We start from the raw sequence: 12,171 nt of genomic DNA, 5'->3' as shown, positions 1-12,171 counted from the left end.
GTATTTACACCCCCGCTATCTTCTACGGAAGTGTTTGGTGTTGTTGGAAACTTATTATCAATACTGATTGACTCAATCGGTGCTTTTTCGATAGGTTGGATTGTATTTACACCCCCGCTATCTTCTACGGAAGTGTTTGGTGTTGTTGGAAACTTATTATCAATACTGATTGACTCAATCGGTGCTTTTTCGATAGGCAAAGGTACATATTCACCCTCTTTCGTATCAGGTAAAGGTTTTGAATCAATAATCGGACTTGAAACCGAATTTAATGCAGCTGTGTTTGCAAGCAATTCGTTTGCTTTTTCATTTATAATGGGTTTTAAGTTCTCCCAATTACCTGAAACCACTAAGTTTTTAATATCATCAATAGCTTTTTTAGCCGTTTCGGGAGCGTCTTTACCCGCTTTAACGATACGATTAAGTTGAGCTTCAAGTTCTTCAGGTGTAAGCTCACTCATATGCCTTTTAATATCCGCGGTGGCTTTTGCGATTTGTTTTGCGGCATATGCTTTCTGAGCCACTTCAACGTCAGCTGTTTTTACTGATTTTGTCTTTTTATCCACTTCCGCTACGTTTGTGGTGTGCGAAATAACATTAACAATCTTATCGGCTGTTTCAGGGTCTTTTGTTTCAACTACAAACGCCCCGTCTTCGATTTTTACAAAGTCAAGATTCTTTGATGTAATTTCTTTACACTCGTTTAGTGTAATTTTTCCGGTTCTTGCAAGTAACGCACAGCTTGGATGTTCGTTGTTGTATTTATCAACTGCGATAGCCATTGCCGCTTGTAATTTATTTAGTAACAATCTGTCGTGAGCCGTTGCGTTAATTGCAAGTTTTGACACTTCCAAATTCTCAGGGTGCGTTAATGGCAGCTTATAAAAATTGCTTTGAGCCACCATTCTATTTTGCAGTTCGTTGATATTTTGAGCAGTACTAACTACCGCTTTTAACTCTTCCGTCTTTTTTTGATTTGCCACTACACTTTCAATAGCCGTGACTGATAATAGTGTAGTGGCTAATAATGCCCCTACTATATAACCATTCATCTCTCTCCTCCTTTTGCTGAAAAGCTACCGCTAACGAAATTTTATTTTATTATCGTTACAAATTCAATATGACTTAACATAAATTTAACAAAAATTAAACTGAAATTACTAAAACAACCTTAGCGTAAAAGGGTAATGTGTATAGCATAATACACATTAGCCCCTTTTTTTCTTTAAAAAAATTTTTTGGAAAAATTAAAAATTTTGCTTTAAAAAAAGTTTTTTTTGTCTTTTAAACTTTAATAATTAAACCTTTTTAGGGAATTTTTAGGAGATTGAGAGCTTTGATAAGCTTTGATAAATGAAAAATATAATTTTTGTAATAAAAAGTATAATTTTTTTATAAATAAATATAATTCGTTTATAAAAAAGTATTAAATTATTAACATTTTTTTATATAAAAACAATAAAAAAATATAATTTTTTTATAAAAGAATGTTATTTTTTATTAAAAAATTTATAATTTAATATTTAAAAAATATAATTTGTTTATGTAAAAATATAATTTATTTATGTAAAAATATAATGTTTTATCAAATAAATATAATATTTTTATAAAAAAATATAATAGAAACATTAAAAAATTATATTTATTAATGCAAAAATATAATTCCTTTATAAAAAAATATAATTTTTTATTAAAAAATTTATAATTCAATATTAAAAAACTATAAATAAATTATAAAAAAATTATAAATAAATTATAAAAAAATATAATTTTTTTATTGACATTAAAGCAATTAAGATGTTATTATTTAACAAAAAAAAAGAAAAAGGAGCTAAAATGAATTTAGTTGTACTAAACACAAAAGGCGGAGTTGGAAAAACAACGATAGCAGTTCATATGCTTCCTTATCTATTTAGAGATAAGGGAGAAATGACTTTGTATCATATAGATAATAATAATAAGATAGACTACAAAACAAAGAATTTTAAAATAAAGCAGTTCAGAATTAATCAAACAAACGACGCAATCGACGAGGTTGAGTTGAATAGCCTCGTCGATGAAAACAAAATCAATATCATCGACGCAGGTGGGGGTGATGACACAAAAAGAGTTTTGAAAGCTCTTTCAGAAGCAATGGTGCCCGTAAAGTTCATCATCCCTATTGACCAAAATCTTCAAAGCAGAACAAACCTCTCTCAAACAATAGAGGAAATTTCTACAAGATTTCCAAATCCGGAAATCTATGTCGTTTTATCAAGAATTTTTAATAAAAATGAAATAAAAAAAGAATTTATTTCCATATATGGAAATGAGACTTTTGGTGTATCCGCTATTGATGCGGATACTTTGCAAAAAATAAAAGATTTCGGTTTTATGCCGTTTTGGAGTGTTCTTCAAATCTTTGACGCTCAAAAAACGGCATTGCTTGATAAATTCCTTTCAATAGAGGAACTTATCAAAGATAAAGATAAACTTATAAAAGAGTTTGTTGAAAAGCTCAAACAAGATAATAATGAAGAAATGACAGAAAAGTATAAAAAATTTAAACAAACTTTAAGAGAAGCGGAAGAAATATACAAATACTCAAAAAACCTCGATAAAATCAATAAGAATTTTGTTACTAAAATAAACGAAAGGGATTAATATGAAAAACGAAACTATGTGTTTTACTCTTTCAAAAGCGGAAAAAAGAATAATTATAAAAAAGATAAAGAAATCAAAACGCTCTCTTTTTGTTAGGGAGGCGATTCAAGAGTATTATAGAAAAATAAAACTCAATCCCGAGCTTTCAAATATTTTTCTTGAAGAAGAATCAGAAATTTTAGAAGAACCAAAAGAAACTACACAAACTACACAAGATACACAAGCTCCGGAAATAAATCCACTTGACCCATTAAAGAAAATTCAAGAACAACTTAGAGATGAAGACTAAGTTGTTCTTTTTCTCCTTTTTGCAAAAAAAATATAATTTTTTTATAATTCACTAATAAATAAATTATATTTTTAACTTACTTATTTATAAACAAATTATATTTTCTTATAGAAAAATTATACTTTTTATTACAAACATTATATTTTTACATAAACAAATTATATTTTTTAAATATTAAATTATAAATTTTTTAATAAAAAATAACATTCTTTTATAAAAAAATTATATTTTTTTATTGTTTTAAATTGTAAAAGAAGAATAAGGAGAGCTTAGAAGAAGTTATTTATTTATTTTTGTTTTTAATAAGCTCGTTTATACTTTCGTCAAGTTTATCAACAAAATAATCAATAAGCTCAGCAGATTTTAAATCTAAATCCTCCAAGCTCAATTCGTTTTTTTCAAGCATTTTTTTACAATTATCAATTTCAAGTGCTTGCAGTTCGGTTGCTATTTTTATTTGTTCTATATATTCTACAATTTTTTCTAATTCTTTCATATTTACCCCTTTCAATATACTTACTTTTTGCTTATTATATACTTAATGGGGATATTTGTCAAGGGTTTTAGATAGAGAAGTCAGGGAGAAAAAGGGGCTCCACCATTAACATAATAAAATTTCTCTACGTTGTATTTATAATTTTTTTATTTATAGTTCTCCTGAAATGACATACTTCTCAAACAATTCAAGATTTTTTGCATTCAAACGAAATACCTCATTATTATAATAAGCATTTGAAAAAGAAACTAAAACACTATCGTTATGAGTTAATTCTTTAGCTAATTCCTCATATTCTTTAGAGCTCTCATCATATTGCAGCATTTTATTCGCTATTTCAGCGGATTTTTTTTCTAACTCTTTTATAAAACTTTCAACTTTGTTTATATGCTTTTGATAAAAATCCCTTAATTTTTCCTCTTTAATAATTTCGTTTTCTTTTTTTACTTCCTCTATGTCTATTTCGTTTTTAAGAGAAGAGATAAATTTATCGAGTTCGTTTTTGTTTATTTTCATATAGAAATCTTTTTTGCCGGTAATTAACTCGGTTCCGATAAATGTTATTTGTTTCTCTTCCTTCTTAACATTTTCAATCTTTACGCAATAGTTAAATTTTTTCTTTTTAAAATGATAAATTTTTCCTATCGTTTTTTCTTTTATTTTTTCTACCTCAACGTCAATTTTCTCAATTGCTCCTATCTTCTTAGGATTTTCATATAAATATTTTCTGATGTTATTTACATCTTTATTGTCAAGTTCTATAACTTCATTATTTTCAGGATTATATAATTCTAAGAATGATAAGTTATTAACCCTTAAAACTAAATAAGGTTTGTAAAAAGGTAATTTATTACAAATTTGAATATTTCTAAGCTTTCTAAGAGAAGAGACAAATTCGGCAAATGTTATTTCTTCATTTTGCACTTTTTCTCTTATTATTTCAAGCGGGTTTGAAGTTTTTTGTAAAAGATTTTTACTTTGTTTATTTGCTTTTAATATAAATCTTACTTTTGTAATTCTTCTGTTCTCTTTGTGTTCTTCAAAAGAAACTATTTTAAATTCAAGTTCTTTTTTATTTATATTTTCAATTGCTTTTTTAATGTAAAATTTTTTAAAATCTTTATAAGGTGTTTTATTTCTAACGTTTAATATTTTATATAAAGAAGAAACATCAAACCATTTCGTCAAAATTTCTTCTTCTTTTTTAAATCTTTGCTGCGATAAAAATTTATCTAATAGAACTTCGTAAATTCTTTGAGCTTTTGGGGAGGAAAAGGTATTATAATTCTCCAAATTTATATTCGTATAGCTTGACATACTATCTATCTCCCTTACAATAAGAGGGGAGAGTGCATACTTGACATTATCTTTTGTAATTACAACTTCCGGGACTACTTGTCCAAGCCTAATTTCTTCAAATCCCGTAGTTTTATCTAAGATATCTTCTATTTTATAAATTCCTATTTCTCCGTCTTTTTCGATTGTATTTAATTCGATTGTCTTCATTTCGTAAAGGAGTTTTATAAGTTCTTTTTCGGGTCTTTTTCCAAGTTTTACTAACCTTTTCAACTCTTTAAGCGAAAAAGTAAAAAACAAAATATTGTTATTTAGATATTGTTCCCAAAAAGAAGGAAAATCGGCTGATTCTTTTATGATATCTTTTTTAATTTTTTTTATTTCTTTTAGTTGATGTTTTGCATTTTGAATGAAAATAAGGAAGCAACGTCGTTGTAAAGGCGTCATTTCCTTATTATATAAGTCATATATGACTTTGTTTGGTATATTTACAATATTCATCGTAACTCCTCTCCCAATTTTTTTAAAATTATATTTCTAACTTTTCTCCTCTATCGGTGAAATGTGAAAAAAAATAAATTATTCTTTTTTGAATTTTGTTATTAATTTTTCTAATTCTTTCTTAAATTCAGGGTTTTTCACCCTGATGACAAAAAACTCCTCAGTTTCATAAGGGTGTTTTTTTTCTTTTTCTTTTTTTATTCTGCTTAATGTCGTTTTGAAGTTTTTAAAGGTTGTATCCAACCCCTTTTCTGTTTTTAAAAAATCGTATATATTTTTTAACTCATAATACTTCTTTGCTTCCTCTATAAACGGAAACAATTCTCTTAAAATTCCCGTAACTTTTTTATTTTCATCTATTTGAAAATTTTTAAAAATTTCATTTAGTGTCATATAAACTCCTTTTTTTGATTTTACCAGCCGCTAATAAAAAAAGCGTATATTCCGAATAAGGTAAAAAATGTGATAGGGGTTTCTTTTTTTATAAAAAGATAAATATATGAAACAAAAACCCCGTATATAGCTCCATAAACAGCAGCCTTAAAAGGGTTTAGCCCCTTAGTGTAAAGAAAAATAGCTATTACATATACAATTATCCCGTGAAAAATTTCTTTTGAAAGTTTTATTTTTTCATTATTTAACAACATTTTACCCCTTTCTTTTTTTTGCCTATAAAATATTAACATAATTTTCTCAAATTGTGCTTATCATATGCTTATTTTTTACAAATTTATAGAAATTTACACATAAACTCCCAGATAAAGGAAACTATTGTTATAATTGCAAAAAAGGGATATGGTGTTTGCTAAATTGTTTTTTATCATTCTTTTTATTATCACTCCCTCTATTATATTCTTTACAAAAGGAGAGTATTATATCTCCGGAGTCTTTATAGGAATACTATCACTTATTTTTATAATCGAAAAAAACAAAGAAGCAAAAGACATTATTAACAAAATATTTTAATTCTTACCTCCATTTTCTATTTTTTAGCCGTTTAACTAACTTATTGTTCTATTTATAATAAAAAATATTGTTTTTTTAGTTCGGTATTTTTTATACCACCTTTGGTATTTTTTATACCACCTTTGGTATTTTTTATACCACCTTTGGTATTTTTTATACCACCTTTGGTATTTTTTAGGTATTTTTTATACCACCTTTGGTATTTTTTATACCACCTTTGGTATTTTTTATACCACCTTTGGTATTTTTTATACCACCTTTGGTATTTTTTATACCACCTTTGGTATTTTTTATACCACCTTTGGCTGATAGCCTACCTTTCAATTATTCTCGAGATTTAGGGAATATTTTGGATTTTAGCACAATAAAAAAAGCTCCTACAATATAAATACAATATTATTACAATATATTAATTACAATATTTACATCTCTCTACAATATATACAATATAGCGCCTCTCCTTTAAAAGAGAAAAGTTCAAAATATAATTTGAAAAAAACGTTCATAGGAGATGATAGATGAAAGATAAATTAAGAGAGATATTAAATTTTTTAAAATCTAAAAAAGGAGAAAATTTAACATATAAAAAATCTTCTCTTATAGAAGGAGCTAAAAAGATATTAAATGCGGCTAATACAGATAAAAAAATTGTAGTAGTTGGCGATTATGACGTGGACGGAATTTTCTCATCTTTTATTGCTTGGCATTTCTTATATGCTCTTTATCATAAAATGGGTAATTCTTCTAATGTGGAGTTGATTTTTTCAAATAGAGATTCGGGATTTGGTATTACGTATGAAGAGTATCAAAAATTATCTAATGAGTACGACCTTATTATCACTACCGATATGGGAAGTGACTTGCCGTTTTTATCTCAAGATATTGAAAATCTTGTAGTAATAGACCACCACCCTACAAAAAATAATTATGATTATATTATTAATCCAAATATCCAAAGAAGTAATATTTCCACTTCAGGGGGTAGGGTAGTATATGACATTATTGAAAAGTTATTACTTCCTAATGCCAAAAAGATATTTAATCTGCCTGAATTTTCACCGCCGCTTAACGCCTATGCGCAACTTGCTGCGGTGACTCTGATTTCGGATATGGCAAACTTAACACAAAATAATAGAGAATTTATTATTAATGCTCTAAACGATATGAAAGAAAGAGTTATAGTACCTATGTTTTCCTTACTCGAGGAGTTTAACTCACTTGAAATAAGCTATAAGATTGTAAGTCCTATAAATGCATATTCAAGAATGGAAAAAAATTTAGACGATATTAAACAATTTATTAACCCTGCTTCTTTTAAAGAGTTTAAAGAAGCACATAAAAAACTTCAAGACAATAATAAAGAGAAAATTAAACTTGTAAATTATTACTATCTTGATATTATCGGCAATAACAACAATAAGAACAAAATCGAAAATGAATATTTCTTGTTTTACTTTAACCCTGAAATGCCTACGGGACTTAACGGACTTATTGCAAATAAAATTAACTCATCTTTCCATAAGGTTTCAATTATTGCAAGTCAAAGAAATGATGAAATTGTAGGCTCGGCAAGAGGTTTTAATGTTAAGAATCTCTTTTATCTTTTTGGTATTCCTACGCTTGAATTTGGAGGACATAACGACGCTTGCGGTTTTAAATTAAAAAAAGACTTTTTAAACGATTTTATAAAAAAAATTGAGGAGCTTGCAAATACTTACCATTTTGAAAAACAAAAGTTTAAAGCAATTATTGATAAACCGCTTAGTATGAAAGAAGTTTTGGAATTGAATAAATTATACGCTCAAGAGTCTCAAGGGGTTGATTTTCAAGAGAAAATAACTTATCCGTTTAGTGCGGAGCTTGAAATTGTAGGCAAATTTAAAAATGATTATTTGCTTGTAAAAGTGGGGGATAAGGAGCACAACGACAATACTTTAATGTCTCTTGCCGAATATGAATACTTAAAAAATAAAAAAATTCTCTTAGGGACTCTTCGAACTGACGGAAAAATTCATATAATAACAGGAGTTAATAACGAAATTGAGCTTAAAAATAGTATTTCTCTCTTTGAAACTGAGAAAATAAAAATTGAAAAAGAGAATTCAAATTTATTAAATATGTAGGAGAATTAAATTGATATGGATAGTGACTCATAATAATTCTTTATATAAAGATTTAACACATCTATCAAAGAAGTTCTATGAAAAAACCGGAAAAAAGATAGCGGGTAAAAAACCGATATATATGCCCGAAAAAAAAGACGTTATTGCTAATGTTTTAAACGATGTTGTTTTTATTGCTCCTTATTATCCCGAAAAAATAGGATTTGACAATTACGGCTTTTTCTCGGTTGTTGATTTTGATGATTTTATTACGGATGAAAATATTGAATATCTTGGAGAAGAGCAGGTTTTAAAAGAAAGGTTGGGTTTAAGAATTTACAAACCTAAAGTTGCTTTTAAGAATATGGCAGGGGCTAAAAAACTTATTAACGATGCTCAAATGTTTAGAAAAATGGAGCAAATGGGACAGACAATAGGCGGCATCTTTTTATTTGGTGTTCCGGGAACAGGGAAGAGTTTTTTTGCCGAATGTTTTGCAGGTGAAACGGGAAGAAAGGTTGTAGATTTAGACTTGTCATATATTTCTTATACGGATAACCCTTCAAAAACCCTGCTTAAAGTTTTTGAAATTCTTTTGGAATCGGGGGATAAGTTTGTATTACTACTCGACGAAATTGAGAAAGTATTTGATACAAATAATTATCGCTCAATGCAAGTTCTTGGAAGACTCTTAACGCTTTTGAACGATATTGTTAAAGAGAATATTCAAGAGCTTGTATTTATAGCTACTGCTAACAATATTACAAAAATAAGGGACAATAATCCCGAATTTTTAAGAAAAGGGAGATTTAGAAAATTATATTTCTTAAACTTTCCGTCTATGCAAAGTGCAAAAGAGATGTTTTCTTTATATTTTTCTATGAATATAAGAAAATTTGAAAAGTATATGAGTATTTTACAGGTAAGCTTTATTAAGAACATAAAAATCGAAAATCTTATAAGAAAAATTGATGTTTTATTGCAGGAATATAAAGTTATAAACGATAACGATAAGTTTATATACACACCTGCTGAAATTAACGTTTTTACTGAGGAGTTATTTATTAATTATCTTATAAACAAAATAACAGACTTAGACGATTTAATTTCAATAAGCGCTAAGGAAATAACCCCTATACAATTTAGCGCAAGAGATTCTATTCAAAAAATGCTTTCTCAAAATAATATTTATTCGGATTCAGCTTTTGATATTAAAGCCTTTACTGAAATATCTTAAAGGAGATAAAAAATGAAAAAAATTGTATTGCTTTTTTTCTCTTTATTGTTTTTGAATGCCGCAACCACTGCTGCGACGAAGACTGATAATTTCTGCGGTAAAACAATTATAGAAAATAAGGAAAATGTTTTCTATTGTCCTCAAAAACCCGGATACAAAGCGATTTTGTCTTTGTTTTCTTACAATTCTCCAAGCTATGTCTGTTCGTATATGCAAGACGGAAAAGTTGTTAGGACTTGTACCTATACGTTAAAAAATTCATATTTAGTATTAAATGCGGCAGATAAGATATTTAATCCGGCAATTCAAAATTATCAATTAACTTTCGCTGTGAAACAATTTGTTAAAAATATGAAATATATGGATTTTTTCACAAAAGATGAGCTTGATAAAATGGATTTTGATACTTTTCTTGATAACTTAAAAAAAGTGCAAAAAAATCAATTCTCTTCAAATGCAGGTGTAGCTCAAGAAGATTTCGAAATGATAAAAAAATACTTAATAGAATCACATTTTAAACCCGGAGCGGAAAAAAGTGACAAATATACCTTTTCGCATTTTCTAATATCATTAATTACACTTGACCCCGAAGTAATTAAGGGGTATAACCCTGCTACGGGACAAATTGAAATTAATCCCGAATGGTATAAAAATACTACAAACTTTTATCTTTCTCAATCGTTCGGACAAAAATTTTCTCAGGTAATAGGAGCAATAGGGCAGGTTTTGCATACACTTAACCCGTTTGCAAATCATACAAAAGTTACGACTGACAACATCCAACTTGTCAATGGAAATTTGAGTCTTCATCTATCGAGTTGGAATAAGATTTTTGACTTAAAACTTTGGGGATTTTATTATGATTTTATGTCAAAAATGGATAAAGCTGTCAGATATGCAGTATTGCTCATTTTTGCTCTTTTAGGCGGATATGTGTTTGGGAAAATGCTTTTTATCAAGGGGGTAGATACATATCTTAATCGTGATGAGGTAAGCTATAAAAATCCTGATTTTATTTTGGGAGCCGGTGCGGTAATTATGTCAGTATCTATTTTCTTTTTATCACCTATTACGAAAAACAACAATGGTGAAGAAGTTTTTTATAAAAATGATACGGTCGCTAAGACTTTTATCAGAAAAGCTTTAGCAACGGGTGATAAAATAGCCACTATTACAAACGACTTTGCGACTGCTGCGTATTTAACTTATGCACTCCATAAAGAAAATATGGGTAACCCTATTGACGTATATTCTCAGTCATTGCAAGACTTGAGGAATTTGTATATTTTATGGAGAACTGAGCCGATGATGAAAGCTTGTCTTGCATATTACAATTATGCAGGCTCAATTGAAAAATTTTTGACTTTATCGGCTCAGTCTTTACAAATGAGCGACCCTAATATATATAAAAATTCACCTTATTATAAACTTACCGGAGCTGATGAAATAGATTACAAATCTTGTTTAAACCTTGCAAAAAATTTCGTGATAGAAAAAAATCTCATTATGACGGATATGTTAGCCCTTAATACAACGTTACAAAATTATGAAAAAAATATTCCGATTGTTATGAAATATTATACTTTATCACAAATTATGGTAAATAAAAGATATGGTTGGATTGCAATGGTTTCGTCTCCTATGAATTATTTCATTGCAAGCAATGCAGAGCTCTTCATTGATAACGGGATTACTCAAGAAATGGTGAATAAAATTGCCGAAAATGATGTGAAATCCCTCAATTTCAAATCTCCTTATGAAACGGGCGGGGTGCTTTCCGATACTAAACTTGCTACCGCAACGGGTATAGGTAAAGGACTTGGTTATATGGTAAATATAGGGACAAAATTTATATTACCTTTTTATGCGGAGTATTATAAAGCCACTTATAAAATTTTATCGGGAATGTTTCAAAATAGCGATAACAATAATAAAGAAAAAGAGACTATAATAAAAAAACTTGTAATTAAAGTTGGGGAACTCCTTAAAAAAGTGTTTCTTGTTACTAAAATTCTTGCATTTTTGGGTGGTAAGACTAAATATCTCCTCATTGCGGTAGCGGCTTATTTCATTTCATTTTGGTTGTGGAAACTTAGCTTTCAAATTATCTTGATTGTCGGTTTTACTTTAATGGTGTTGTTAGAAATTGTTTTTTATTTTAAAGACGTATTACTCTATTTTGTATTGTCAGTTTTTGTACCTATTTGGAGCGTGCAAAAAAATTCAAGACAAAGAATAGAAAAATATCTTGCAGAGGGTGTTATGCTTATGTTTAAACCTTTTATTCTTGTATTTGTAGTTTATTTAGCAATTTTGATAATGGGACTATTTATGGCACTTTATTATTTCATTTTAGGACTCACTTTCAATATAAATGAAACTCTTGTGCAATATCTTATTGTTGCAAGCAATAACGGACTAAAAGGACTCGGAGCAGGTATAAACGGCATATTATATGTCGATTCAATCAAGTCGGTAGGTGAAATACTCGGTATTCTTTTTCAATATGTAGTCGGTTTCCTTGTGATTATTAAAGGGACTGATTACATTCTTAAAAAATTCGGTTATGAAGAGCAAACATTGTTTAGTCAAGCCGTAACAAAAACCGAAAAATATGTTAATCCTATTTAAAAAAAGGGGT

The 12,171-nt window shown here is 28.3% G+C and carries 9 protein-coding genes; 5 read left to right on the top strand and 4 right to left on the bottom strand.

The annotated features are described in order from the left end of the window. Positions 1-1,052 (bottom strand): hypothetical protein (locus EDC58_RS09935; RefSeq protein WP_148045802.1); only part of this gene is annotated, 1,052 nt, incomplete at its 3' end. A 784-nt stretch (positions 1,053-1,836) separates the two neighbouring features. Here EDC58_RS09935 and EDC58_RS09930 point away from each other — a divergent pair. After that, positions 1,837-2,643: a nucleotide-binding protein gene (locus tag EDC58_RS09930; protein WP_170151148.1), complete on the top strand. Its 807-nt coding sequence runs from the start codon at positions 1,837-1,839 to the stop codon at positions 2,641-2,643. 1 nt (position 2,644) lies between these two features. Then, positions 2,645-2,932, top strand: a complete 288-nt coding sequence (locus EDC58_RS09925; RefSeq protein ID WP_123353370.1) for a hypothetical protein — start codon at positions 2,645-2,647, stop codon at positions 2,930-2,932. Between the two features lie 283 nt (positions 2,933-3,215). Here the strand turns inward: EDC58_RS09925 and EDC58_RS09920 are convergent, their stop codons facing one another. From EDC58_RS09920 to EDC58_RS09910, 3 genes are all read right to left on the bottom strand, one after another. Continuing rightward, a complete protein-coding gene (locus EDC58_RS09920; RefSeq protein WP_123353369.1) occupies positions 3,216-3,428 on the bottom strand; it encodes a hypothetical protein in 213 nt (70 codons plus the stop codon). 150 nt (positions 3,429-3,578) lie between these two features. Then, the gene (locus EDC58_RS09915) at positions 3,579-5,225 is read right to left on the bottom strand and encodes a replication initiation protein (protein WP_123353368.1); all 1,647 of its coding nucleotides are present in this window, start codon (positions 5,223-5,225) and stop codon (positions 3,579-3,581) included. 78 nt (positions 5,226-5,303) lie between these two features. Continuing rightward, a complete protein-coding gene (locus EDC58_RS09910; RefSeq protein ID WP_123353367.1) occupies positions 5,304-5,618 on the bottom strand; it encodes a hypothetical protein in 315 nt (104 codons plus the stop codon). Between the two features lie 1,091 nt (positions 5,619-6,709). Between EDC58_RS09910 and EDC58_RS09900 the strand changes: the two genes are divergently transcribed. From EDC58_RS09900 to EDC58_RS09890, 3 genes are read left to right on the top strand one after another with little or no spacing between them, the layout of a single operon-like run. Further along, complete coding sequence (locus EDC58_RS09900; RefSeq protein WP_123353365.1) at positions 6,710-8,314, top strand: DHH family phosphoesterase; 1,605 nt, start codon at positions 6,710-6,712, stop codon at positions 8,312-8,314. 10 nt (positions 8,315-8,324) lie between these two features. After that, positions 8,325-9,530, top strand: a complete 1,206-nt coding sequence (locus EDC58_RS09895; protein WP_123353364.1) for an AAA family ATPase — start codon at positions 8,325-8,327, stop codon at positions 9,528-9,530. 12 nt (positions 9,531-9,542) lie between these two features. After that, positions 9,543-12,161: a hypothetical protein gene (locus tag EDC58_RS09890; RefSeq protein WP_123353363.1), complete on the top strand. Its 2,619-nt coding sequence runs from the start codon at positions 9,543-9,545 to the stop codon at positions 12,159-12,161. The last annotated feature ends 10 nt before the right edge of the window (positions 12,162-12,171 follow it).

The sequence above is a fragment of the Caminibacter pacificus genome (genome assembly GCF_003752135.1).
Taxonomy (GTDB): Bacteria; Campylobacterota; Campylobacteria; order Campylobacterales; family Nautiliaceae; genus Caminibacter; species Caminibacter pacificus.
The sequence above is the reverse complement of the archived record's forward strand: the minus strand, read 5'-3'. Positions and strand labels throughout refer to the sequence as shown.